19 protein-coding genes, 3 tRNA genes and 2 pseudogenes are annotated in these 25,640 nt (G+C 52.6%); 14 read left to right on the top strand and 10 right to left on the bottom strand.

The genetic code is table 11. The features are described from left to right. Nucleotides 1-135 precede the first annotated feature (135 nt). The 6 genes and pseudogenes from KP22_RS09455 to KP22_RS09430 all read left to right on the top strand — a co-directional run bounded on the left by KP22_RS09455 (nucleotide 136) and on the right by KP22_RS09430 (nucleotide 8,523). On the top strand, nucleotides 136-1,614 hold the full coding sequence (locus tag KP22_RS09455) for an amidohydrolase (RefSeq protein ID WP_039323925.1): 1,479 nt from the start codon (nucleotides 136-138) through the stop codon (nucleotides 1,612-1,614). A gap of 614 nt (nucleotides 1,615-2,228) precedes the next feature. Beyond that, nucleotides 2,229-2,385, top strand: a pseudogene (locus tag KP22_RS23025) (deoxyribose-phosphate aldolase); the annotation flags it as partial. Nucleotides 2,386-2,530: 145 nt separating this feature from the next. Beyond that, on the top strand, nucleotides 2,531-3,859 hold the full coding sequence (deoA, locus tag KP22_RS09445) for a thymidine phosphorylase (RefSeq protein WP_039323923.1): 1,329 nt from the start codon (nucleotides 2,531-2,533) through the stop codon (nucleotides 3,857-3,859). Between the two features lie 94 nt (nucleotides 3,860-3,953). Then, nucleotides 3,954-5,177, top strand: coding sequence for a phosphopentomutase (gene deoB / locus KP22_RS09440; RefSeq protein ID WP_039303272.1), 1,224 nt, complete (start codon nucleotides 3,954-3,956; stop codon nucleotides 5,175-5,177). 43 nt (nucleotides 5,178-5,220) lie between these two features. Next, complete coding sequence (gene deoD / locus KP22_RS09435; protein ID WP_039303275.1) at nucleotides 5,221-5,940, top strand: purine-nucleoside phosphorylase; 720 nt, start codon at nucleotides 5,221-5,223, stop codon at nucleotides 5,938-5,940. Nucleotides 5,941-6,258: 318 nt separating this feature from the next. Beyond that, the gene (locus KP22_RS09430; RefSeq protein WP_039323922.1) at nucleotides 6,259-8,523 is read left to right on the top strand and encodes a TonB-dependent receptor; all 2,265 of its coding nucleotides are present in this window, start codon (nucleotides 6,259-6,261) and stop codon (nucleotides 8,521-8,523) included. A 135-nt stretch (nucleotides 8,524-8,658) separates the two neighbouring features. Here the strand turns inward: KP22_RS09430 and KP22_RS09425 are convergent, their stop codons facing one another. The 7 genes and pseudogenes from KP22_RS09425 to KP22_RS09395 form a co-directional block, all read right to left on the bottom strand. Then, entirely contained in the window at nucleotides 8,659-10,335 is a 1,677-nt protein-coding gene (locus tag KP22_RS09425; RefSeq protein WP_039323921.1) for an ABC transporter ATP-binding protein/permease, read from the bottom strand. 48 nt (nucleotides 10,336-10,383) lie between these two features. Next, nucleotides 10,384-12,879, bottom strand: coding sequence for a TonB-dependent siderophore receptor (locus KP22_RS09420; protein WP_039323920.1), 2,496 nt, complete (start codon nucleotides 12,877-12,879; stop codon nucleotides 10,384-10,386). A 145-nt stretch (nucleotides 12,880-13,024) separates the two neighbouring features. Further along, a complete protein-coding gene (locus KP22_RS09415; protein ID WP_231566856.1) occupies nucleotides 13,025-14,002 on the bottom strand; it encodes a FecR domain-containing protein in 978 nt (325 codons plus the stop codon). Then, nucleotides 13,999-14,541 (bottom strand): sigma-70 family RNA polymerase sigma factor, encoded by a 543-nt coding sequence (locus tag KP22_RS09410; protein ID WP_039303287.1) that lies wholly within the window; start codon nucleotides 14,539-14,541, stop codon nucleotides 13,999-14,001. Before KP22_RS09410 ends, KP22_RS09415 begins: the two co-directional genes overlap by 4 nt. A gap of 229 nt (nucleotides 14,542-14,770) precedes the next feature. Then, nucleotides 14,771-14,917, bottom strand: a pseudogene (locus tag KP22_RS23020) (discoidin domain-containing protein); the annotation flags it as partial. A gap of 41 nt (nucleotides 14,918-14,958) precedes the next feature. Next, nucleotides 14,959-15,402, bottom strand: coding sequence for a ribosomal protein S18-alanine N-acetyltransferase (gene rimI / locus KP22_RS09400; RefSeq protein WP_039303295.1), 444 nt, complete (start codon nucleotides 15,400-15,402; stop codon nucleotides 14,959-14,961). Beyond that, nucleotides 15,353-15,784 carry a DNA polymerase III subunit psi gene (locus KP22_RS09395; RefSeq protein ID WP_039303298.1) on the bottom strand — a complete coding sequence of 144 codons (432 nt, stop codon included), beginning with the start codon at nucleotides 15,782-15,784 and terminating at the stop codon, nucleotides 15,353-15,355. Before KP22_RS09395 ends, rimI begins: the two co-directional genes overlap by 50 nt. Nucleotides 15,785-15,943: 159 nt before the next feature. On the opposite strand from KP22_RS09395, the gene rsmC reads away from it, so the two are divergent. After that, nucleotides 15,944-16,990, top strand: a complete 1,047-nt coding sequence (rsmC, locus tag KP22_RS09390; protein ID WP_039303301.1) for a 16S rRNA (guanine(1207)-N(2))-methyltransferase RsmC — start codon at nucleotides 15,944-15,946, stop codon at nucleotides 16,988-16,990. A 2-nt stretch (nucleotides 16,991-16,992) separates the two neighbouring features. On the opposite strand, the gene KP22_RS09385 is transcribed toward rsmC, so the two are convergent. After that, nucleotides 16,993-17,985 carry an aldo/keto reductase gene (locus tag KP22_RS09385; protein WP_039303304.1) on the bottom strand — a complete coding sequence of 331 codons (993 nt, stop codon included), beginning with the start codon at nucleotides 17,983-17,985 and terminating at the stop codon, nucleotides 16,993-16,995. A 113-nt stretch (nucleotides 17,986-18,098) separates the two neighbouring features. Here KP22_RS09385 and KP22_RS09380 point away from each other — a divergent pair, with 113 nt between their 5' ends. The 4 genes from KP22_RS09380 (at nucleotide 18,099) to KP22_RS09365 (ending at nucleotide 19,522) form a co-directional block, all read left to right on the top strand. Further along, nucleotides 18,099-19,004 (top strand): LysR family transcriptional regulator, encoded by a 906-nt coding sequence (locus KP22_RS09380; RefSeq protein ID WP_039303307.1) that lies wholly within the window; start codon nucleotides 18,099-18,101, stop codon nucleotides 19,002-19,004. Nucleotides 19,005-19,107: 103 nt separating this feature from the next. After that, nucleotides 19,108-19,194, top strand: a tRNA-Leu gene (locus KP22_RS09375). Nucleotides 19,195-19,271: 77 nt separating this feature from the next. Then, nucleotides 19,272-19,358: transfer RNA gene (locus tag KP22_RS09370), tRNA-Leu, on the top strand. Nucleotides 19,359-19,435: 77 nt separating this feature from the next. After that, nucleotides 19,436-19,522: transfer RNA gene (locus tag KP22_RS09365), tRNA-Leu, on the top strand. A 126-nt stretch (nucleotides 19,523-19,648) separates the two neighbouring features. On the opposite strand, the gene KP22_RS09360 is transcribed toward KP22_RS09365, so the two are convergent. After that, a complete protein-coding gene (locus KP22_RS09360; protein ID WP_039303310.1) occupies nucleotides 19,649-19,939 on the bottom strand; it encodes a DUF1435 domain-containing protein in 291 nt (96 codons plus the stop codon). 106 nt (nucleotides 19,940-20,045) lie between these two features. Beyond that, a complete protein-coding gene (locus KP22_RS09355) occupies nucleotides 20,046-20,948 on the bottom strand; it encodes a LysR family transcriptional regulator (RefSeq protein WP_039303314.1) in 903 nt (300 codons plus the stop codon). A gap of 129 nt (nucleotides 20,949-21,077) precedes the next feature. Between KP22_RS09355 and budA the strand changes: the two genes are divergently transcribed. From budA to KP22_RS09340, 3 genes are all read left to right on the top strand, one after another. Next, the gene (budA, locus tag KP22_RS09350) at nucleotides 21,078-21,860 is read left to right on the top strand and encodes an acetolactate decarboxylase (RefSeq protein ID WP_039303317.1); all 783 of its coding nucleotides are present in this window, start codon (nucleotides 21,078-21,080) and stop codon (nucleotides 21,858-21,860) included. Between the two features lie 21 nt (nucleotides 21,861-21,881). Beyond that, nucleotides 21,882-23,561: an acetolactate synthase AlsS gene (gene alsS, locus KP22_RS09345; protein ID WP_039303320.1), complete on the top strand. Its 1,680-nt coding sequence runs from the start codon at nucleotides 21,882-21,884 to the stop codon at nucleotides 23,559-23,561. A 132-nt stretch (nucleotides 23,562-23,693) separates the two neighbouring features. Then, nucleotides 23,694-25,157: an alpha/beta hydrolase gene (locus KP22_RS09340; protein ID WP_039303323.1), complete on the top strand. Its 1,464-nt coding sequence runs from the start codon at nucleotides 23,694-23,696 to the stop codon at nucleotides 25,155-25,157. Nucleotides 25,158-25,640: the final 483 nt, after the last annotated feature.

Genomic DNA, 25,640 nt, shown 5'->3' with positions numbered 1-25,640 from the left:
TCGGCACAGCTAAACATAATTAGTACTTCACACTAATTGTATTTCAAACAATTAACATTTCAAAGAACAGGTACCGCATCATATTAATAGCCGTTACTCACAACGGGCATTTCTTTTACCGATAGGGAAAAGCGTATGACACTGAAACGATATATACCGCCTGCGTTGGCCGTGGCGTTATCTTCTTGCTTCCTTTCACTGGGCTATGCCGCTGAACTGGCTGAGAAGGATCGGGAAACCATAGTTAATGCCGTCGCGAATTACTCTAATCAGATGACGACTGTTGCCCAGCAGATATGGTCGAAGCCTGAGCTGGGCTATTTGGAAACCAACACGTCCCGGCTGTTACAGGATGAGCTGAAAGCGGCAGGGTTCAGCGTCGAAGCGGGTGTCGCAGGGATTCCGACCGCATTTGTGGCGACAGCAGGGAAATCTGGTGGGCCGGTTATCGGTATTCTGGCTGAGATGGATGCACTACCGGGGTTCTCTCAGGCCGCTACGCCGGAACGTTCGCCCGTGGCCGGTATTGAGGCGGGGCATGCCTGCGGACATCACCTGTTTGGTGCGGGATCGGTGGGTGCCGCCATTGCGCTAAAACAGTGGTTGGAGGCGACGGGTAAGCCTGGTCAAATTCGGGTTTACGGCACGCCTGCTGAAGAAGGTGGTTCCGGTAAAGTCTATATGACACGGGAAGGGTTGTTTAAGGATGTGGACGTGATGCTGCACTGGCATCCCGGCGATGAAAACTCAGCCTCGCAAGACTATTCGCTGGCGAACGTGAACGGTAAGTTCCGTTTCTATGGCCGTTCTGCTCATGCGGCGATGGCGCCAGACAAAGGACGTTCAGCATTGGACGGTGTAGAAGCGCTGAATTTTATGGTGAACGCGATGCGTGAACATGTGCCGCAGGAAACGCGCATTCACTATGTGATTACCGATGGTGGCAAAGCGCCGAACGTGGTGCCGGATTTCGCTGAAGTGTATTACTACGTGCGTCACCCCGATCCCGCAGTAGTCGCCAGCGTGACCGATCGCATTCGCAAAGCGGCGGAAGGTGCAGCGCTGGGAACCGAAACGCGTTACGAATTTGAAATTCTCGGCGGTGTGTACAGCCTGTTGCCGAACAACGTGTTGGGAAAAGTGATGGATGACAGCCTCAGAAGCGTTGGTGCACCGAAGTGGGATAGGGCGGATACGGATTTTGCCACCGCGTTACAGAAAACGTTGGATCAATCCAAACTGCCGCCGCTTTCCAGTGCCGCTGACATCGCACCGTACCATTTTGGCGAAACGGGATATGCGTCTACCGATGTAGGTGATGTCAGTTGGGTAGTGCCGACGGTTGGCTTAGGAACCGCGACCTGGGTACCTGGTGTACCGGCGCACAGCTGGCAGGCGGTGGCATCCGGCGGTATGGCGATTGGCTATAAAGGCATGGACGTTGCGGCAAAAACGCTGGCTGTCACGGGGGCTAAGCTGCTGAGCGATCCTGCATTAATTCAACAAGCAAAAGCTGAGTTCGATAAAAGTCGTGGAGAGAATTTCCACTATAAACCGCTACTGGGTGACCGCAAACCCGCGCTGGACTATCGCAAACCTTCCAAAGGGAAATAATTTTCCTGTTCTGCCGCGGTTTCCCCCTGTACTTAGGGAGAAGCCGCTATGCTTATTACATATACCGACCTATAGCAGGCGCTTTGCAACTCGCAAGTTGCTCATGGTCGGAACCCTCTTTTTCCCGATTCAAATAGATCGTTTGGCCGACAAGGTTGTCACTCTTGAATTTATCGGATGAACTTTACCTGGGGTAATATGTGTGATGGAAATCACATATAATTATTATCTATTGCATTTCTCTTACATCAAGTGTGAATGAATGCACAAAATAGTCGGGCATGGCGTGTTCAAATATCTGATATGTCCACGTGTATAAAGCGTTTCTTTCGATATCGTTCTTTCGGTGTTGAAATAATCACAGGATGAAGGGTAGAGGAAGGTTGACTGCGGTGAGAAGGATCTCGGTGCCGCTACAGGTTGTTTCTCCTGAGCGCTATCTTCAAGGAACCAAGTCCGCTCGCCAAACGTGCTGGTTTTGCACCAGTTAATGTTCAGGGCCGGTTAGACCGGCTGACGAGTTGGAGAGTTGTATGACCAAGCTGACCACAGCCGCGCAACGCGCGCTGATGGGGTTAACCACGTTTATTGCCTCTGGCGAAAAAGATCCTACGTGGGTAAGAAACCCCGCCATCTATCTGCAACTGGCGGACGATATCATGGGTGCTGAATGGGCGAATACGCAGCATTTTCGCTTTGGCGCATCCAGTTTGCTGGCGAGCCTGCTACAACGCTCGGCCACGCGCAGCGGCCCCACAGGGCAACTACTAATCACGCGCACACGGCGCACTATTTATTGGTGAAAACATGTTGTTCATGACGGCATTCTGTTTAGGACTGCATGGGTTCACAACAGCAAATGCGCTCACAGCACTAGGCTGCTGAGGCATGTCAGAATTCATCAGGAGTACAGACCTTGTTTCTGATTCAAGAAATTATTCGTAAGAAGCGTGATGGAAACACTCTGAGCGAAGAAGAAATCCGCTTCTTTATCAACGGAGTTCGTGACAATACTGTCTCTGAAGGTCAGATAGCTGCTCTGGCAATGACCATTTACTTTCACGATATGTCGATGGATGAGCGTGTTGCGCTAACGTTGGCGATGCGTGACTCTGGTACGGTGCTGGACTGGAAGAGTCTGAACCTGAATGGTCCGCTGGTGGACAAACATTCTACCGGCGGCGTAGGGGATGTCACCTCGCTGATGCTGGGGCCGATGGTTGCCGCCTGTGGAGGCTACGTCCCGATGATCTCCGGGCGCGGGTTGGGGCATACCGGCGGCACGCTGGATAAGCTCGAATCGATTCCGGGACTGGATATTTTCCCGAACGATGACCATTTTCGTCGCATTATCCAGCAGGTTGGCGTCGCGATTATTGGGCAGACTTCATCGCTGGCTCCGGCGGATAAACGCTTTTACGCCACGCGTGATATTACCGCTACGGTCGATTCGATCCCGCTGATCACCGCGTCGATTCTGGCGAAGAAGCTGGCCGAAGGGCTGGATGCGTTAGTGATGGACGTTAAAGTGGGGTCAGGGGCGTTTATGCCGACCTATGAACTGTCCGAACAGCTGGCGCAGGCAATTGTCAGCGTGGCGAATAACGCAGGATGCCGCACCAGCGCATTACTGACAGATATGAATCAGGTGCTGGCCTCCAGCGCGGGTAACGCATTGGAAGTGCGGGAAGCCGTGCGTTTCCTGACGGGAGAGAGCCGCAATCCACGCTTGTATGATGTTACTATGGCGCTATGTGGCGAGATGCTGCTGGCGGGCGGACTGGCAAGCTCGGCGGACGACGCGCATTCACGTTTGCAGGCGGTGTTGGATAACGGCAAAGCTGCCGACGTCTTTGGCCGCATGGTTGCCGCACAGCGTGGACCGGGCGATTTTGTTGAACACTACGATCGTTACCTGCCGGTAGCGACGTTAAGTAAGCCAGTGTTCGCGACGCGTGAAGGCATTGTGACCGCGATGGATACCCGTGCGTTAGGCATGGCGGTCGTGTCGCTGGGTGGTGGACGCCGTCAGGCCTCGGATACGATCGATTACAGTGTCGGTCTGGATAGCATGATTAGCCTGGGTGAGCGCGTTGACGCGCAGCGCCCGCTGGCGGTGATCCACGCCAATACGGAAGCGCAGTGGCAGCAGGCGGCGAATGAGGTCCGAGCTGCGATCCAACTGGGCGACACGGCACCAGAAAAGACCCCGATGGTCTATCGTCGGGTGAGTGCGGAAGCGTGATCGCGCAGGGTTGGCGATGGGTTGCCTTGAATTGAATTGATTTTCCCTTGCCGGTAGGCAGGGCGTGAGCGCATAACAGCGCAGGAGAGAAAGAATGAAACGTGCATATATTATGGTTCTCGACTCGTTTGGGATCGGTAGCAGTGCTGATGCAGAACGCTTTGGTGATGTGGGTTCGGATACGCTGGGCCATATCGCTCAGGCGTGTGCGGCAGGTACGGCGGATAAAGGGCGCAGCGGCGCGCTGCATTTGCCTAATCTGAGCCGTTTGGGGCTAGGTAAAGCCGCTGAGGCCTCAACGGGAACGTTCCCGGCTGGGCTGGATGAAAATGCAGACATTATCGGTGCTTATGCGCACGCCAGTGAAATTTCTTCGGGTAAAGATACGCCGTCTGGTCACTGGGAAATTGCTGGCGTACCTGTCCTGTTCGACTGGGGCTATTTTAAAGATGAAGAAAACAGTTTTCCGCAGGAACTGCTGGATAAACTGGTGAAACGCGCCAATCTGCCGGGCTATCTGGGCAACTGTCACTCTTCCGGTACGGTGATTCTGGATCAATTGGCTGAAGAACACATGAAAACCGGCAAGCCGATTTTTTACACTTCTGCGGATTCGGTGTTCCAGATTGCCTGCCATGAAGAAACATTCGGCTTGGATAAGCTGTATGAGCTGTGTGAAATTGCTCGCGAAGAGCTGACTGAAGGGGATTACAACATTGGGCGAGTGATCGCGCGTCCATTTATCGGCGATAAACCCGGTAACTTCGAACGTACTGGCAACCGTCACGATCTGGCCGTTGAACCGCCAGCGCCGACCATCCTGAAAAAGCTGGTGGATGAAAAGGGCGGTGAAGTGGTTTCCGTCGGTAAAATTGCGGATATCTATGCGCAAGTCGGTATCACGAAGAAAGTGAAGGCGACCGGCATTGATGCACTGTTTGACGCCACGTTGAAAGAGATGGATAGCGCGGGCGACAACACGATCGTGTTTACCAACTTTGTGGATTTCGACTCTGCCTACGGTCACCGCCGCGATATTCCAGGCTATGCGGCCGCGCTGGAGCTGTTCGATCGCCGTTTACCCGAGTTAATGTCCCGCGTGAAAGGCGATGACATCCTGATTCTGACTGCCGACCATGGCTGTGACCCCAGCTGGCATGGCACCGATCATACCCGCGAAAACGTACCGGTGTTGATCTATGGACCGAAAGTGAAGCCGGGCTCATACGGTCACCGTGAAACCTTCGCCGATATTGGGCAGACGGTTGCAGCCTACTTTGGCCTATCGCCTATGGACTACGGCAAATCGATACTGTAAAAACACCGTTTTAGTGAAACTTGATTAATTAAGGAATAAACGCATGGCTACGCCACATATTAATGCAGAAATGGGTGATTTTGCGGACGTTGTACTGATGCCCGGCGACCCGCTGCGTGCTAAGTTCATTGCAGAAACCTTTCTGGAAAATGCCCGCGAAGTGAACAACGTGCGTGGCATGCTGGGTTTCACCGGTACGTATAAAGGCCGTAAAATTTCGGTTATGGGTCACGGTATGGGTATTCCATCCTGCTCGATCTATGCGAAAGAGCTGATCACCGAATTCGGTGTGAAGAAGATCATCCGTGTGGGTTCCTGCGGTGCGGTACGTGAAGACGTCAAACTGCGCGACGTGGTGATCGGCATGGGCGCCTGTACGGATTCCAAAGTGAACCGACTGCGCTTCAAAGATCACGACTATGCGGCGATTGCCGATTTCGACATGGTGCGTAATGCCGTTGATGCCGCTAAAGCACACGGTGTGTCTGTCCGCGTGGGTAACATCTTCTCTGCCGATCTGTTCTACACGCCAGACCCACAGATGTTCGACGTGATGGAAAAATACGGCATTCTGGGTGTGGAAATGGAAGCGGCCGGTATCTATGGCGTGGCGGCTGAGTTCGGTGCGAAAGCGCTGGCAATCTGTACCGTTTCTGACCACATTCGTACTGGTGCACAAACCACCTCAGAAGAGCGTCAGACTACGTTCAATGAGATGATCGAGATCGCGCTGGAATCCGTTCTGCTTGGCGATAACGAGTAACATTATTTAACCCACGCATACTATTCGGCGGTTTGTCTGTAGCTGCCAGGCAGGTCTGAATTCGCAAGTCAGCGGATTCAGACCCTGCTATTTCCTATGACCCCTATAGCGACAGACGCGCTGACCCGCGCGTAATATCGGTGTTCTACTTTATCAGCGCACGCTTGCTATGGTGCTGCCACGCTACTGTTTTATCTATTTTCCAGGTTCGAGCGCCGTGATTCACGACAAGTTATGTTCTTTGACTTGTTTTATGAAAAGCTGAGTTCATAATTAATAATGAAAATAATAATCATTATTATTAATTCTGGGAAAGAGATGAAAGCATTCATTCTGAAAAAGCGTATCACGGGTATGCCAACGAAACTGGCGGTGTTGATCGGTGCTCTGTGCGGCGGCATGGCCATGCCGCTGTTGGCTGAAGAGCTGCCAACAGCGGCACAACCCACCACTGCATCCTCTGCATCAGAAAATGAAACTCGCGGCGACACGATGACCGTCGTGGCTAAGCCAGGCAATACGTTCCGTGCAGGCGGTGACGATCTGGTTCCCGCCTATCTGGATGGACAAATTGCGAATGGTGGACGTCTCGGTTTTCTGGGGCAGCAGAATGCGCGTGATGTGCCGTTTAACGTGATTAGCTATACCGACAAGATGATCCTGTCCCAGCAGGCGGAAACGCTGGCTGATGTCGTGAAGAACGATGCCTCTATTCAAACTCTGAAAGGCTTTGGCAATTTTATGGAAACCTATCGCATCCGTGGTTTTACGCTGGATGGCGATGATATTACCTTTGGAGGACTGTATGGTGTGATGCCGCGCCAGATGGTGTCGACCAATATGGTTGAACGTGTAGAAGTCTTTAAAGGTGCCAGTGCATTTGTTAACGGGGTATCTGGTAGTGGGATTGGGAGTGGCGTAGGCGGTTCGATAAACGTGGAACCGAAGCATGCGACAGATGATCCACTCACTCGTTTGACCGTTGACTATGAATCGAAAAACAAGATTGGTAGTGGGGTGGATGTCGGTCGTCGTTTTGGTGATAACGATGAGTTTGGTGTACGTGTCAATGTGTTGCACCGCGAAGGAGAAAGCGCCATTCACCACCAAAAAGACCGTATGTCGATGGCCTCTGTTGGCCTTGATTATCGCGGCGATCGTTTCCGTACTTCATTGGATGCAGGCTACCAGCACCAGACCGTGCACGGAGGGCGAATTGCAGTAGGTACTGGGAGCGCCACAGTAATCCCTTCTGCCCCGGATGCCACATTAAATTATGGTCAGAAATGGGTCTCGACTGACCTGGAAACGACTTTCGGTATGTGGCGCAGTGAATATGATGTTGCCGACAACTGGACGTTGTATTCCGGTATCGGTAGCAGTCGAGCGGATGAGTCAGGAAATTATGGGTCGCCAAGGCTTACTGATAACAACGGCAATGCGACAATATCGCGTATGGGGGTGCCTTTGATACGTGATACGTTTTCCGGTCTATTAGGTGTCCGTGGGCAATTCGATACGGGCGTTATCACCCATAAAGTAAACATTGGTTATTCAGGAGTTTATGCAAAAAACCGCACAGCTTGGGATATGTCTACGGGCAACAACACAAATATCTATCAACCCACTCAAATCAATTATCCGTCGGCGCAGTTTGGCGATGGGAATATGGGCAGTCCAAAGGTACGTGCTCGAGTCAGAAGTAGCGGTTTAGCTGTGTCAGATACACTCTCTGCATGGGATGATAAAGTGGCATTAACGCTGGGTCTGCGCCGTCAGGAAATTATGGTGCGTAATTATACCTATGCGGGTGTTGAAGAACGGAATAGCGCCTTTAATCGTACAAAAGTGACTCCAGCCTATGGCTTGGTCGTAAAGCCATGGGAAAATATTTCTCTGTATGCCAACCATATTGAAGCGCTTTCTCCGGGGCAAACTGCCCCACGTGATTTTAATGGCGTACCTGTAGTTAATGGTGGGGGCGTCTCGGGTATCTATGTGGCTAAGCAAAATGAAATCGGGGTTAAGTTTGATTATGAGAGGGTTGGAGGGTCGCTGGCGCTGTTTGAAATCAAGCGTCCATACGAAACAGTGAACCGTTCGACCATGGCATACGGTCTTTATGGCGAGCGCCGCCATCGAGGGATGGAACTTAATGTATTTGGTGAACCGGTCTTCGGCCTGCGGCTGAACGGTAGTGCGACATGGATTGCAGCACAGCAGATTAAAACGGATGGTGGCGCTAACGATGGTAAAGATGTTGTCGGCGTGCCACGCTATCAACTGGTTCTTGGGTCAGAATATGATATCAAATCCGTAGAGGGGCTAACGCTGTCGGGAACGGCGATCCGTTCCGGTTCACAGTATGCGAATAACAGTAATACTATGAAGCTCAAACCGTGGACGCGATTAGATCTTGGCGCGCGCTACAGTATGCCGATGAACGATCACACGCTGGTCTGGCGAGCCAATGTTGAAAACGTAACGAATGAAAAATATTGGTCGTCAGTCAACGATTCCGGTGCCTATCTGTATCAAGGCGACCCGCGCTCGTTGAAGTTGTCTATGTCGATTGATTTCTAAAGTTATCAGATCGGTTGTGTGGACGGATAAACAGAGAAAACCTGGTGAAAGCCAGGTTTTCTCTTTGCATATGATGCGGGTTGCTATTTCTCCTTCACATCACGACGAAGAAACTGGCTGTATTTTGTCTTCTGACTAGATAATCGCATTTTCCTCTCGCGCCAGTGGCGTTAACCGTATCTGATGTGTGAAGCAAGCCAGCACGGCAGGCTGATGGCTGACGGCCAGCACGATGGTTTGTGGCAGCGTTATCCTGATGTGCTCTAACAACTGAAGTGCCGCCGCATCATCAAGCTGGCTGGTGGCCTCATCCAGACAAAGTAATGTCGGGCGCAGCAGCAGCGCTCGCGCGAGTGACAAACGCTGCTGCTCGCCGCCAGATAGCTCTTGGCTCCAGTTCGCCTTGTCATCCAAACGAGGAATCAGTGGGGCGAGTCCAGTTTGTTCCAACACCGTGAAGAGCGGTGAGTTATCGGTTAGCTGCGCCTGCGGGTAACACAATACCTGACGTAGCGTATCCTGCGGCAAATAGGCTTTTTGTGGCAAAAATAGCGCTCGCCCCGCCGGAAAATGCCATTCTCCCTGCGATGCAGGCCACAGCCCCGCCAATGCCCGCAGCAGGGTGGTTTTCCCACTGCCGCTAGCTGCGCTAAGTGCCGCCCACTCGCCAGCCGGAAGCGTGAGCGTAAGCGGGGCGAAATACGGTGAACCATTCGGGCGCGCTACAGATAACGCGTTGATATACAGAGACTGCCCTACATGCCGCTGTGCGTTCTGTGTCGGTAACTGTTGTAAGCGGTGTTGGAATTCCCACAGCCGTTCAATTGTCGAAGACCACTGAACCAACTGACGATAGGCATCGATAAACCAGCCAAAGGCATCCAGCACATACCCAAAGGCGGATCGCGCCTGCATAATCGCCCCGAGGCTAATTTGACGAGCGAGAAACAGCGGCAGGGTAGCGAAAACGGGGATAATCAGGCTGAAACGAAAATAGCTGGTGGTAAAGCTCTCCAGTCGGAATTCTCGCGTCATTAAACGCTGCCAATTTTGCACGATGGGTAAGAAGTGTTGCCGCATCCGCTGCTGCTCAGCGTCGCTGCCCTGATAAAACGCGATTTGCTCGCTGTTGTCCCGCACTCGCAGCAGCGTGGCACGATAGTCGGCCTCTGTACGCTGGCGCTCAATATTTAGCGTGTGCAGATGGTGCCCCAATAGGTGCGTCACGACGCTAGCTAATGACGCGTAAGCTAGCGCGATCCACACCAGATAGCCGTGTATCGTGAGGGTGTAGCCGCCCAGCATGAAGGTTTGGACGCCGGAAAGCTGCCAGAGAATGGCGATGAAGGAAAAGAATCGGGCAATGTTCTTTAGCAAAGAGAGCAGGAGTTCGAGGCTTTGTTCGATCAGCAGACGAATATCTTCCGCAATGCGCTGGTCGGGATTATCCAGCCCCGAGCTGAGCTGGTAGTGGGCATGATTGCTCAGCCAATCCTGTTCATACTGACGCGTCATGATATCGCGCCAGCGGATGATCAGCTGTTTCTTGAGCCAGTTTCCGCAGATGATCACCAACACGAATAGCAGCGTGTAGGCAAGATAGCGCACTGCCATATCGTAGATTGACGCGTGTTGAAAGTAGTCGGCCAGTGCATCGTAAAAATCCCGGCTCCAGTTATTGTACTGCACGCTGATCCACACGACGGACAGCGTCAGACCCATAATCAACAGCAGTAGCAGCCAGAGCAGAGTTGCACGCGTGGTCAGCCAGAAAGGTGCGACCAGCGAATAAAAGCGTTTAAGCGTTTGCATAATGGATTGAGCGATAACCTGCCAGCCGAGGCTGGCAGGCGAGTGCGCTTAGAAATTCCACTTCGCGGTCAGCATAAAATTACGCGGGTCGCCGTAATAGTTATTGCCGCTGAGGTGGCGGTTATTCAGGTTCAGGAAGTAGGTTTTATCCGTCAGGTTATTGCCCACCAGATTGAAGCTCAAATTTTTGCTGTGCTGATAACGGATGTTGGCGTTAAACAGCGTGTAGCCGCCCTGATGCAAGCCATAAACCCGGTGAGGATAGGTTTGCGTTTCGGTTTGTGCCGTCATGCCTGCGCCAATCGTCCATTGGTTCAGCTCACCTGGAAGGTTGTATGAGGTGTACAGCTTGAACATATGTTTCGGCGTGCGCGGGCTGAACTGCGCGGCCTTTTCGCTCTCGCTTCCTTCAAGAATTTTACTGCTGGTCAGGGTATAACCCGCCTGAATTTGCCAGCCTTCAGCCAGTTTCCCCGAGATATCCAGCTCAACTCCCTGGCTTTGCGCCTTGCCTTCGGATTGCGAGCAACTGGTCCCGATCCGGCAAACTGAGCTATCCGCGACGGCCATTGCACGATTCGCTTGAATGATGCGGAACAGCGCCAGCGAGGTATTCAGATCGCCATCAAAGAACTCGCCTTTCACGCCAGTTTCATAGTTAGTGCCGATAATGGCGGGTAGCAGCTTACCGTTACGATCTTTTTCGCTCTGCGGCTTATAGATCTCGGCGTAGCTCAGATACCAGGTGTAGTTGTCGGCAAAGTCCCACAGCAGGCCACCGTAAGGCACGAACTCATTGCTGGCATGCAGGCTACTGAGCGAGGACGTGTTGCGAATATGGTTAGTGAAGTATTCGTCATAGCTGTAGGCGCTGTAGCGGCCACCCAGAATCAGCTTCCAGTCATCAGCCAGTTCGAATCTTGCCGTGGCAAACGCGCCGCGCTGATACAAATTAAAGCGGTCGTTGTAGTGGTTGTTGTAGAGACTCGTATTTGACCAGTCGGGTTCTGCCAGCGAATTGGGCTGCCAGTTGAAGATGTTCACAGTGCTGGTGTTGTTGATGCGGATGTGGTTGTTATCGAAGTTCTCTTTCTGATAATCGCCGCCCACCACCAGCTCATGGTTGCGTCCCAGCAGCTCAAACGGACCGTTCAGGCTCAGGTTGTAGCCCCATTGTTCAGCCTTGTTATCGTAGCGCAGGTTATTGTTTAGTGAAGAATTTCCTGTCGCCGGGTTCACGCCGCTCGTGCTGTTCATGATACCGATATAGCTACTTGCCGCGCGGGAATGGATATAGTTCAGCGCGGTTTTCAGCGTCCAATCGTTATCAAACTGGTGCTCCAGTTCGATGAACGGATTAACTTTTTCAAATTCGATACGGTTCCAGCTTGCGCCCAGGTAGGTCGATCGCGGCAGGTTCAGGCTGCTTTTATTGGTGGCAAACGGGACGCCATACACATCAGGAACGCCCCGGGTCTTCTGCCAGTTGATGCCGCCAGTGACGGTGGTGGACGGCGTGAGGTCGTAGGCCAGTGTACCGAACAGCACTTTTCTTTCGCTGTGCTCGTAATCTTTAAAGCTTTGTTTATCCTGATAAACGCCAACGACACGGCCGCGCAGGCTGGCATCGTCGTTCAGCGGCCCGGAGACATCGAGTTCGCTGCGGTAATTATCCCAACTGCCGGCGCCGACGCTGCCAGAAGCCTGAAAGTTGTGAGTCGGCTGCTTGCGCACCAGATTAACGGTGCCGCCCGGCTCGCCATTACCCTGTGACAGACCAGACGCCCCGCGCAGGATCTCCACACGGTCATAAATCGCCAGATCGGGCGATTCGCTCGAAGACTGAACCGCACCCATGTTGGATACGCTGTTTTGGCTGGAAAAATTAACGCCGTCTTCCTTGATATTATCCATCACGAAGGCGCGCGATTCGTATTTCACCTGATAGCTATTTTGATTAACCACGTTGATTCCGGTGGTTTGTTTCATGGCTTCATCCAGCGAGGTCATATTCTGATCGTCCATGCGCTGGCGCGTTACGATGCTCACTGACTGCGGCGTTTCTCGCGGTGACAGATTCAGCTGTGTCGCGGTGTTCATACTGCGTGTGGTGTAGGACTGTGTTCCTTCGGTTACGCCGTTGCGGTTGATGCCTGCCACGACCATCATTTCATCCCCTTGCGGTATTGTCTGTAAGCGCCAGACACCGTTAGGCTGTGGAATGACCTGAAGCCCGCTCCCAGACAGCAGCGCCGAAAACCCACCATCGACGCTGTAATTTCCCTTTAGGGACTGCCCGGTTTTTCCTGTCGCCAACTGTGCATCGCCGACCAGATAAACGCCAGACTGGGCTGCAAACTGGTTAAGTTGCTGGTTAAGCGGCCCGGCAGGGATGAAATACGTTTTGGTTGTCGCAGTTGCTGTCGTTTCTGTTGCCGTTGCGGTGGAATGCACAAACAGCGGTGCGCCGCACAGTAACAGATGAACGGCAATCGCCAGTTTGGACGGTGTGCGCTGTGTAGAGAAAAATGGAATCAATGCCATGAAAATTCGCCTTCTGACCCAGAGTAAAAATTGGTGGTTTTACTGTGAATCGAACGACAGTGGAAAAAGGGGAACTCAAAAGAGAAAGTTTTTTATTTTTATTCAAAAACGGTCTCTAAAAAGGGTGACGGGTGTGAGAGCGATATCAGCGCGGTTCGACGGTCACCCACCACGGAAAACGTTGATGGATGCGGACTGGGAAGGCTTGCGCCAGCATGTTCAACGCCATGTCGGTATCGGTTAACGGGAAGGTGCCCATCACGCGTAAATCAGCGATGTCAGGCTGGCACGCCAGATAGCCGTGGCGATAGCGCGATAGCTGGGTCACCAGTTCTCCCAGCGGCATGTTGTCCGCCTGTAACATGCCATGTGACCAGTCGGCATCGTTCTGCTGGTTGGGCAAGATGTCTCCCTGACCGTTGGCGTTAAAACGCAGGTGATAGCCTGCATTAACCCGACGTGCGGCGGAAGCGTATGTGGCGCTGGCATCGACCGCATGCTGGTAAACGGTTAGCGTTGTGGTATCTGACTCCTGTGCGACGCTGAATCGCGTGCCCAGCGCCTGTAAACGCCCTTGTGCCGTGGTGACGAAGAAAGGGCGGGTGTCGGTAGCGGTATCAATCAGAATATCGCCTGCCAGTAGAACGATTTCCCGACGCTGGCCGCTGTAGCGGATATCAATCGCGCTGGCGGTGTTCAGCCACAGCCGGGTATTGTCCGACAAGGTGAGGGATTTGATTTCTCCTACCTCACTATGATGATCGGCCGTCATCGCCAGCAATGAACCTTTTAACGGCATATGACGGTACGTGAGCCAGGAAAGCAGTGAACCGGTGCTGAACAGCGCAGCAAGCTTGAGTGCACGGCGGCGGCTAATTGATTCGGGTTGGTGTAGTAGCGTATTCAGCGCGGGCTGCTGACCGTCGCCACGCAGTGGTTGGAAACGCTGGCTGACTGTTTGTACGTATTCCCAGGCGTGGCGATGCTCTTCGCTTTCTTCCATCCAGCGCTGCCAGTGGTGGTAATGCTCATCGCCAGGTTCTCGATCGCACAGTTGGGCGTACCATTGCGATGCCTGCTGCAAGGCAATAAAGCTGGGTTTATTAATGCTGGGTTTACTCATGAATGAACGGCCTGACCGTCCGTGTCTATCTCCGCTTCCAGCAGCACACAGTGCAGCATGGCCTGCGCCATGTATTTTTTCACCATGCGTTCTGAAACGCCCAGCGTCCCGGCAATTTCCCGATAAGGTTGCCCTTGAACCTGCGCCATGATGAAAGCAGCACGCACCTTCTCTGGCAGTGCACGCAGCATGGTATCGACCTGATACAGGGTTTCGAGAATGATATTGCTGTCTTCCGCCGACAGCGCAATCGGCTCTGGCTGTTCGGCTAACGAGGTGAGCCAGACCCGTTCAATTTCGCGTTTACGCCAGAGATCGACGCACATACCCTGCGCCATCACGCTCAGATAAGCCCGCGCACCGGCGTGGTTGTCGAACTGACGGGGTTTCAGCAGCAGCCGTAAAAACACATCCTGCGCCAGATCTGCCGCGTCACACAAATTCCCTAGCCGCTTACGCAATAGCCCTTGCAACCAGCTGTGATGCTGACAATAGAGCTGATGCATATCTGCTGAGGTATCAATGTTGGCTGATGACATATCTGGTGCCTGAAACGAAGCGATAGGAGGTCAAATTTCAGGCGCATCTTAGTTGAGAATGATTTTTATTTCAACGCTAAGGAGAATGTGGGTAACGATGAAGAAGGGGAAAGGCAAGGCGTTGTATGCTGCAAGGCTCGAATGCACCACACCCGTTAGCGTCTGCGGGCATGGTGCTGTTCAACGAAATCGGCATGGACTAGCCTGAGTGCCAGACTATTCCAACACGTTACTTAATCGCTTTAGTTGGAACCTGCGCAGCGCTGTTAAAACTGATTTCGTTGATGGCACTCCATTTGTTCACATTGGTGCCAAACGTATCCAGCTTGAAGAATTTCGCTTTAACGGCAGGGAAGGTGAATTTTTCACCGTCTTTAGCATGGCACCTGCCTTTCCGCGAGTGCCATAGGTAAAAAGTTAACCGAGCGGTAGCGCCATGAGGATCGCGTCTTCCCGGCCTTGTGCCGAGGGGTAATAATCACGGCGCACGGAGACTTCGTTAAATCCCAGGCTTTCATACAGCGCGATAGCCCGCGCGTTTGATTCGCGGACTTCCAGCCATAGCGTCACAATACCGCGCTGCTCCATCTCGTCGATCAAGTGTTCCAGCAACTGGCGACCCAGCCCTTGACGCTGGTGGTCGGGATGCACGGCGATATTGAATAATGTCGCTTCATCCAACACCACTTGCGTGATGGCGTACGCGGCAAGCTGCCCATCATGGCTCAATTTCAGGTTGAAATAACGTTCACCCTGATTGCTGATAAACGTTTTTTCCGTCCAGGGAAAGACATGGCTAGCTTGTTCAATTTTAAAGGCTTGTGCCAGATCGGCTGGCGTCAGAGAAGATATCGTGTTCATGTTCACAGATCTGTTGCCACAGCGCCCGTTTGGCGTCGGCATTTTGATAAAGTTCGGAAAGCAGAGGGCTGGAAAGCTGAACGCCCTGTAGCGCAATGGGTTCCACGATGCCCAACCGCCAGCTATGGCAGTGCGCATCGGCGGGCAACATCTCTATCTGCTGCGGCGTCAGGCGATAGGCTTGCGCAGGAGTGAGCGCAAGACTGTGTAGAACGTCGGTCAGTAGCGGTTCATCATCGGCCAGCGGTTCGGCGGAGACGATCACCAGACGCACCTGATCGGGCAGACTGACGGCGATTTCGCCTTGCAGCACCGTCGGGCGACGCAGCGTCCACTGCGTAATCCCCAGTTGCTGTAGCAGCCTGTCACGTCTTGATTCCATGCGTTATCCTGTCTGGCGTGCGAGAAAATGATTCGTACCTATGCTAACAAACCCCGCCATACTGCGCCAATGTCGGCGTGGTTATTTCCTCTCCGCTCTGCAACTTCGGAGGCGAAGCGTATATAATCCCCCGTTCAATGATTAAGGAGCCGTAGCCCGATGTCCGCATTAACCCCCGCCAGTGAAGTCATACTGCGCCATAGTGACGAATTTCTTTCACGCCGAGTTCTGTTTGCCGGTGATTTGCAGGATACCCTGCCCGCTCAATTTGAGGCGGCGTCAGTGCGTGTCCATTGCAACCAATATCACCACTGGCAACAGATGGCAAAGCCACTTGGGGATAACGCTCAATATGGTCTGGTAGCGGATGCGGCGCTGGTGGCGGATAGCGACACGCTGATTTATTACTGGCCGAAGAGCAAACAGGAAGCCGAATTCCAACTGCGTAATCTGCTGTCCTTGCTGCCGGTCGGCGCGGAGATCTTCGTTGTGGGAGAAAACCGCAGCGGTGTGCGTAGCGCTGAAACCGTGCTGTCTGACTTCGTTGAGCTGGTAAAAATCGACAGCGCGCGTCGCTGCGGGCTTTATCATGGTCGAATTGATAAGCAAGCCAGCTTCACACTGGATGAGTGGTGGGATGAGTATGTGACGGACGGCGTGACCGTCAAAACGCTTCCGGGCGTATTCAGTCGTGATGATCTGGATCCGGGTAGCCGACTGCTGCTGTCTACGTTTGAGCCGCATATGAAAGGCAAAGTGCTGGATATCGCCTGTGGTGCGGGCGTGCTGGCATCGGTATTGGCGAAGCAATCACCGAAAATCCGCCTGACGCTGAGTGATGTCAGCGCCGCAGCGGTGGAGTCCAGCAAAGCTACGCTGGCGGCGAATGCGCTGGAAGGCAGTGTGATTGCGAGTAACGTCTATTCAGACATCGACGGCCGCTTTGATGTGATCGTGTCCAATCCGCCGTTCCATGATGGCTTGCAGACTAGTCTCCAAGCTGCGGAAATGCTGATTCGTGGTGCGGTGACTCATCTACCGATTGGCGGGCAGTTACGCATCGTTGCTAACGCCTTCCTACCTTATCCGGCGCTGTTAGATGCCGCATTTGGTAGCCATGAAGTGTTGGCGCAGACCGGACGCTTCAAGGTGTATCAGGCCACCGTTGGACGCCCTCCGCGCACAGGCAAAGGCCGCCGCCGGTAATCCTACTGATTAAGCGCCGCCATACTCTCCTTGCCGTAGCGTTCACCAGCTGCGGCATCGGGCGGGAAGATGGCATTAATAGCAGCCAGTTCCTCTTTCGTCAGTGTGACATCCAGCGCCGCAACGTTCTCTTCCAGATAGCGACGGCGTTTGGTGCCCGGAATCGGCACAATATGTTCGCCCTGCGCCAGTACCCACGCCAATGCCAACTGTGATGGTGTGATCTGTTTTTCCTGCGCCAGTTGGTTAATTTTCTCTACCAGTTGCAGGTTTTTCCTGAAATTTTCCCCTGCGAAGCGTGGATTGGTGCGACGAAAATCGTCGGCTGCCAGATCGTCCGGGCTACGAATCGCGCCAGTCAGAAAACCACGACCGAGCGGGCTGTAAGGTACAAAGCCGATGCCTAAACGCTCACAGGTGGGCAGAATCTCGGCTTCCATATCGCGCGTCCACAATGAATATTCGCTCTGTAACGCCGTAATCGGGTGCACGCGGTGTGCACGTTCCAGCGTGGTGACAGAGGCTTCACTCAGGCCGATGTAGCGAATCTTGCCTTCTTTAACCAGCTCGGCCAGCGCACCCACCGTCTCTTCAATCGGAACCGTCGGATCGATACGATGCTGATAGTAAAGATCGATAACGTCCGTACCGAGCCGCATCAGGCTGCCTTCCACCGCGCGACGGATATAATCCGGTTTACCGCAGACACCGCGAGCGTTGGGATTCGCCGGATCGCGCACGATGCCGAATTTAGTCGCCAGAAAAATCTGCTCGCGCTTGCCTTTTATCGCTTTGCCTAGCAGCAGTTCATTGGTGTGAGGGCCATACATATCGGCGGTATCCAGCAAGGTGACGCCCAGCTCCAGTGCGCGATGCAACGTGGCGATGGACTCTTTTTCATCCTGCGCAGTAGAGTAAAAATCACTCATTCCCATGCAGCCTAGCCCAATTGCTGAAACCTCTGGACCGTTCGCTCCTAATTTGCGCTGTTGCATTGTCATCTTCCTCATCTCGTTGGCAGTGAAAGCAGTCTGGTTGTTTATCCAAAAAAGATAAATACTGCTTTTTATGCAACACTGTTCAAAAATAACCAACAATGGTGGTGGCGATGGATCATATTCAAGCGATGCGGGTTTTTGTTCGTATTGTTGAACTGGGCAGCTTTAGCCGTGCAGCGGAGCGGCTGGCGTTACCGCGTGCAACGGTGAGCAACACCATCAAACAGCTTGAAGGACGGCTGGGTGTACGTTTACTGCAACGCACGACCCGCCAGGTGCACATTACCGATGAAGGGCGCATTTATTATGAACGTTGCCTGCAATTGCTCGCTGAAATTGAAGAGATCGATACGCTTTTCACACAGCAAAAGCTACAGCCGGTTGGTAAAGTGCGGGTGGATATGCCGCACTCGCTGGCGCGAGAAATTGTGGTTCCAGCGTTGGGCGAGTTCTATGCGCGTTATCCGCAAGTGACGCTGATGCTGAGCGCCAACGATGCGGCGATTAATGTGCTACGTGAAGGCGTCGACTGCGTGCTGCGCGCCTGGCAAACGGATGATGAGACGCTAGCGACCCGCCATTTGCCGTCGATGCCGCAGGTCACCTGTGCGTCCGCTGACTATCTGGCGCGATATGGCGTGCCGCGTTCGCTTGATGACCTGTCGGGGCATCACATGGTGGGCTATTTCTCTCTGCGTACCGAGTTCCTCTATCCGCTGGAATTTATGTCTGGCGACGAGCGTATTACGCGTATGTTGCCCAGTGCGTTACAGGTTAACGGCACAGATGCCTATATTGCCAGCGCATGCGCTGGGCTGGGGATTATTCAGGCACCGCGTCGTGGTCTGCGTCCTTTTCTTGAAAGCGGAGATCTGGTAGAAATTTTGCCGCAGATATCGCCGCCCGCAATGCCGCTTTACGTGATGTATACACCCGGTCGCTTTCTTGCGCCGCGGATTCGGGTGTTCATCGAATGGCTCGACGAACTCTTTACGCGCAACGCCGTGGCTAGATGATGTTTTTTACAGCAAACCCCGTATTCCAGAGGAAATAATCATTGACGTGAACGCGAAAACCTCTAGAATTCGCCTCCGTAGTGATATTGCGTAAAGCAGTGTTGCGAAGGTGGCGGAATTGGTAGACGCGCTAGCTTCAGGTGTTAGTGTTCTTACGGACGTGAGGGTTCAAGTCCCTCTCTTCGCACCAACATCACTACAACGGTTCTGGTTTGTCGAACCGAAGCAGTAATCAGTATTGCGTGACCAGAAATAGATGACAGCGTTGCGAAGGTGGCGGAATTGGTAGACGCGCTAGCTTCAGGTGTTAGTGTTCTTACGGACGTGAGGGTTCAAGTCCCTCTCTTCGCACCATGTCGTGATAGATCTAACACGTAAGACAGGTTTACCGCATAAGACAGTTATTGTATAAGACAAGCAACGTTCTCAGTGCGAAGGTGGCGGAATTGGTAGACGCGCTAGCTTCAGGTGTTAGTGTCCTTACGGACGTGAGGGTTCAAGTCCCTCTCTTCGCACCACCGAACGCCTCAGTATCTTCCTGATTTTCCCCTTATTTGTTCCCTTTTGTCCTATTCCTGGCTATAGCGGTTTTCTGCGTTTGTACGCCATTCTGTGTCGTTCATTATTTCACCTGTATCTTGTGTTTATAGCGTCGTCAAATTAAACATGACGGACAGTGCCGCCAAACCGCCAGCCAGCGCAATGCAAGAGGGCAGCAGTAAATAGTGGCGCAAACGTTGATGAAACAGCATGACAAGGGTCGCCAGCAGCGCGATGGCGATAATCACTTTCAGGTGTGTCAGGTTTAGATCGAGCAGCGCGAGTAGCGGCATGATGGCACAAGGTAATAGCACGCCCCAGGCACTAGACAGATGCTTCCCCATACACCAGCTCACACCCCATAGCCCGCAAGCCGTGATCATTGCTGTCAGCATTTTCCCACCCGTCAAAAATGATAATGATAACTAATATCATATAAGAATTTATATCAATTACTAGTTTTTTGACGAGTAGATGGCCGGAATTTTCTACCTGACAACGTTAATCAGTACGTTGGCTGCTCAGATGCTGGCGTATTAGGTGAATCATATTCACGATCGCAGCCGATCGTTCATGTTTGCGCCAGATAGCCGCAATTTGTGTATGGACTTCGGGCATGCCGATATCATGATAGGTCACATTATCAGCCTTAATACAGGCGAGTGATTCTGGTACAAGGGTGATACCGAAGCCTGCTGCGACCATCCCAATGGTGGCCATTAACTGTGGTGCAAAGGGACTGGGTCTGGGACCATAGCCTGACAGATAGCAGGTACGAATAATCATATCGTGCAGTCCTGGACACACCTCGCGTGGGAAAATAATCAGCGGTTCCTGTCGCAGCTCGCTCAGCGAGACCTGTGTTTTATGGCTAAGCGCATGTTCAGCGGGCAACACCAATTTCATTGGTTCTTCTGCCAAAATTTCCCCGTTAATATCATCACTGAGATCGCAGGGTAAGCGCAGAAATGCGATGTCGATATGGCGTTCTTGCAGCGCGGTGATGAGTATTGCCGGGTTTTCTTCCTTCGGTAACGGCTGAACATGAGGATGCTGCTGACAGTAGCGGTGCAGCAGCTCAAGCACGGTGGGATGGAACATGGCCGATGGTGAGAAACCCACGTTCAGGCTACCTTTCTCGCCTCGCGCGATGCTTCTTGTCCGGGCGATTGCTGAATCGGTGAGTTGCAAAATCTGGCGTGCGTCCTCATACAGCGCTTGTCCCGCCTCCGTCATTTCTACACCACGCGTCAGTCGCTTGAACAGCGGTGTACCGATCTCCTGCTCGAATTTCTTGATCTGTTGGCTTAAGGGCGGTTGTGACATTCCCAGATTTTCTGCCGCACGAGTGAAATGCCGGGCTTGTGCAACGGCGACAAAATAGCGTAGGTAACGTAGTTCCATTCACGTAACTCCATATCTTTCCGATCTTGAAATGACCTTTATTGCATATTGGAATTTTGTCCTCTCCCGCGTCAATCTTTATCTAAATATTAGTAATTATTAAGTAATTGGTGCGGTGAGAAGGAATGTATGAAAACGAGTGTAGGTGAACAATCCTGTGAGGAAGCTTTTGCTAACTATGCTAATGACTTCCGGCGGGAGCACGCAGACTGCGTTATTTATCAGACCTCATTAATGAGTGGGCTAATAAATGGCATATACGAAGGCAGCCGAACGATGGCTGAATTACTGGAACACGGTGACTTTGGATTAGGAACATTTAATAGTTTGGATGGGGAACTGGTTGCATTGAATAGCCAGATTTTCCAGCTGTTATCCGATGGCAGCGCACGGGCGGCGAAGCCAGATCAAAAAACGCCGTTTGCAGTCATGACATTTTTTCGCCCGACAGAAATGATCCGTTTTGATCGCTGGACCTCGCGCGAGGAAGTACATCGCCAAATCGATGAAATCGTGGGGACGGACAACCTGTTCTGCGCCTTGCGGATTGATGGGCATTTTCGCTGCGTGGAAACCCGTACTGTTCCCCGTCAGTGTCGGCCTTATAAACCGATGCAGGAAGCGATTGAAGGGCAACCAACGTTTCATTTTGAACACCGCAGCGGCAGCATTATTGGGTTTCGCAGCCCAGCTTATACTCAGGGAATTAATGTCGCGGGTTACCACGAACATTTTATTACTGACGATCGCCAAGGCGGTGGCCATATTCTGAATTATGACGTTGAAAACGGCACGCTGACGTTTGGCGTGATCGCCAAATTGATCATCGACCTGCCTCAGGATCGGGAATTTCTCAATGCCGATCTGTCATCAGAAAACCTCAATAGCGTAATCAAGTCAGTAGAGAGCTAGTCATTTCATCGGAGTTATGTCATGGAAAAGTCCACCGAACAGCAAAGCTGGAATAGCGGAGCCGAGCTGGTTGTAAAGCATCTGGAAGCGCAGGGCGTGAAGCATATTTTTGGTATTCCCGGCGCAAAAATCGATCGCGTGTTTGATGCGCTGGAAGACTCGACGATTCAAACGATCCCGGTACGGCATGAGGCGAACGGCGCATTTATGGCGGCGGCAATAGGCCGTCTCACGGGGAAAGCTGGCGTGACGTTGGTGACATCCGGCCCCGGCTGTTCCAATCTGGTGACCGGATTGGCGACGGCAACCGCAGAAGGGGATGCTGTTGTCGCGCTGGGGGGAGCGGTCAAGCGAGCGGATAAGCTCAAGTTGACGCACCAGAGCCTCGACACTGTCAGCCTGTTTCAACCGGTCAGTAAATTCAGTGCGGAAGTCACCGCATCCAGTGCCATTTCGGAAGTACTGGCTAATGCTTTTCGGGCGGCGGAAAGCGGGCGTCCGGGCGCAGCATTTGTCAGCCTGCCGCAGGATATCGTCAATGAACCGGTGACGAGCCCGGTGCTGGCCTGTCCGCATTTGCCGCTGTTAAACGGTGCGCCACAGAGTGACATTGCCGAAGCGGCCAAACGGCTGCGGCAGGCTAAAAATCCAGTGTTGTTGCTCGGATTAATGGCCAGCCAGCAGGAAAATGCACAGGCACTGCGCCGTTTCCTTCACCATAGCAAACTGCCTGTGACCAGCACGTATCAGGCTGCTGGCGTGATTGATCAGCAGCAGTTCGATCACTTTGCCGGACGTGTCGGATTATTCAACAATCAGGCTGGCGATAAGCTACTGCAACAGGCGGACGTGATCGTGACCGTGGGTTACAGCCCGATTGAGTACGATCCGGTTTTGTGGAATAGCGGTAAGGCGACGCTGATCCACATCGATGTGCTGCGGGCGGAGATCGACAGTGCGTATCGTCCCGATATCGAGCTGTTAGGGAATATCGCGATGACGGTGGACACGTTGAATGCCTGCATCAATGAACCGTTTATCTTGTCCGCTGATACACAGTCTGTATTGCAGGATCGCCAGCGCCAGCGGCACGATCTCAGCACGCGGGCTATCAACATGGCGGGATTTGCGATCCACCCTCTGCGTCTGGTAAGGGCGATGCAGGACATCGTGAATGAGGATGTCACGCTGTGTGTGGATATGGGGAGCTTCCATATCTGGCTGGCGCGTTATCTGTATAGCTTCCGGGCGCGACAGATTCTGATGACTAACGGTCAGCAGACCATGGGCGTGGCATTACCGTGGGCGATAGCCGCATCTCTGATACAGCCTGGCAAAAAAGTGGTCTCTGTTTCTGGCGACGGTGGATTTATGCAATCCAGCATGGAACTGGAAACGGCGGTACGTCTGAAAAGCAATCTCCTACATATCATCTGGGTGGATAACGGCTACAACATGGTAGAAATCCAGCAACAGCACAAATACCATCGTCCGGCAGGCGTGGCGTTTGGGCCGATAGATTTCAAAGCCTATGCGGAAGCATTTGGTGCCAAAGGGTTTGCGGTGGAGTCGGCCGATGAACTGGTTAGCAAACTCAGGCAGGCAATGGACGTTGACGGCCCCGCAGTCATTGCCATTCCGGTTGATTATTCCGACAACCACTGGTTAATGGGGAATTTGAACATCAGCGTACTGATCTAATATTACAGACGACTGTCCGCTCGTATTGGCTCGGGCGGACATGATGCGTTTCCCTGAATAATACGGTGTGCGCCTGCATCATTTTCTTTAGAATCTTCGGCATGGTCATACGGTAATGAGAAGGGATACACCATGCTGAAATCTGTACGGCGACGCATCAGACGCGGTCTTATCGTGATCGGGGTTATCGCGATAACACTGCTGGCTATTCGTGTTTATGATACGCAAAGCGGGCCACCGCTTGCGCCCTGGCATACCTATGTGCCGGATGAATTGTCGGCTGATGAGTTGGATAAGAGCGACTGGACGACGTATTTAAAGCAGGAATCGCTCATCTTCCAGCAGGTTAATCAGCATGTAACGCAGGAGCTGGACGAGGATGAGCAGCGTTCGGTTAACCGTTACTTTTCGGGCAGCCCGGTTTATCCGGGGAAATTTCAGCACGACTGGAACCGTTCCTATGAATTGTCGCCAGAAGGGGAACTGAAAGGCGCAGTGGTGATGTTGCATGGCCTGACCGACTCTCCTTACAGCTTGCGTCATATTGCGGAGCGTTATCGCCAGCGTGGTTTTTTCGTCGTTGGAATTCGTTTGCCTGCGCACGGGACGGTGCCGGGGGCGCTGACCGACGTGCAATGGGAAGATTGGCTGGCAGCCACGCGTCTGGCGGTACGTGAGGCGACATCGCACTTGAAGACGCCGCAGGGCCAGACGCTGCCGCTGCATATCGTCGGGTTTTCCAATGGTGGTGCGCTGGCACTGAAGTACACACTGGATACGTTGGATAATCCGGCGCTGGTGCGTCCCGATCAACTTATCCTCATTTCCCCCATGATCGGCATTACCAGCTATGCGCGCTTTGCAGGGTTGGCTGGGCTGCCCGCGATCTTCCCGGCCTTTGCCAAATCTGCCTGGCTGGGTATTTTGCCGGAATTCAATCCCTTCAAGTACAACTCCTTTCCGGTAAACGGCGCGCGCCAATCCTGGCTGTTGACGCACGAGCTTCAGAGTCAGCTAAGTCGTAAAGCGCAGGCGAACGCGTTGGTTAATTTGCCACCTGTGCTGACATTTCAGTCGGTGATGGATTTCACTGTCAGTACGCGTGCGGTCATTACGGCGTTCTATAATTTGCTGCCTGCTAACCGCAGTCAGTTGGTGCTCTTTGATGTCAACCGTACCGTCAATTTCGGCCCGCTTCTGCGTGAGTCGACGAATGGTGCCGTCAGCCAACTGTTACCTGCCACACCGCGTCATTACGATACGACAGTGATTTCCAACGCCGCACCGAATAGCGCACATGCTGTGGCATTTGACGTCGCGGCGGGAACGATGCAAGAACAGACTCGCGAACTGGGAATGGATTATCCATCGGACGTGTATTCGCTATCGCATGTCGCGCTGCCGTTCCCGGATTCGGATTCGTTGTACGGTCGTTTCTCGCAGAACCCGACCGAGTTTGGCTTACCGCTGGGGAAAATTACTCCAAGAGGGGAGCGCTCCGCGCTGGTGGTCGATCTGGATACGTTATTGCGCCTATCGTCGAACCCGTTTTATCCCTATTTAATTCAACGTATTGAAGAGAAGATCCCGCAATAGCGAAAGGCCACCCACAGGGATTCGCGGGTGGCTATACCTTGTACCTTCCTTGCTATCAGTATGGAAAAAACAAGTGGCGAGCGCCTTCCTCCTGCTGCCATGTCATCTTGTCCGCAGGCACTGAGGTAAAGACGCTTGAGAAGTGGCTCACAGAAACGTGATGGCGGTTGCGTAACGGAAGAAGTAAGGCTGAGATTCGTTGTTAGGTTTTGATTGAAAAAATCTAATTTAAGTCTGTTTTTATCATTATTTTATCTAATCCGAATGGATTTTTTCTTCAGTTGGCATTACCGGAATTATCCAGTTTTAATGTCATTAATTTGTGGTATTCACTCATTTTAATGATTTACGTGCTTAATTTTTTAAGTTATTAAGCATATTACGCTACTTTATTTTTTGTGAGTGACTCGATTTTCCTCTCTTTATATATAATTTATCTTATGACTAAGAGTGTGGTTTAACCTGCGCTTCGGTGGTAAGTTC

Source organism: Pectobacterium betavasculorum (assembly GCF_000749845.1).
GTDB classification, from domain to species: Bacteria; Pseudomonadota; Gammaproteobacteria; order Enterobacterales; family Enterobacteriaceae; genus Pectobacterium; species Pectobacterium betavasculorum.
The sequence above is the reverse complement of the archived record's forward strand: the minus strand, read 5'-3'. Positions and strand labels throughout refer to the sequence as shown.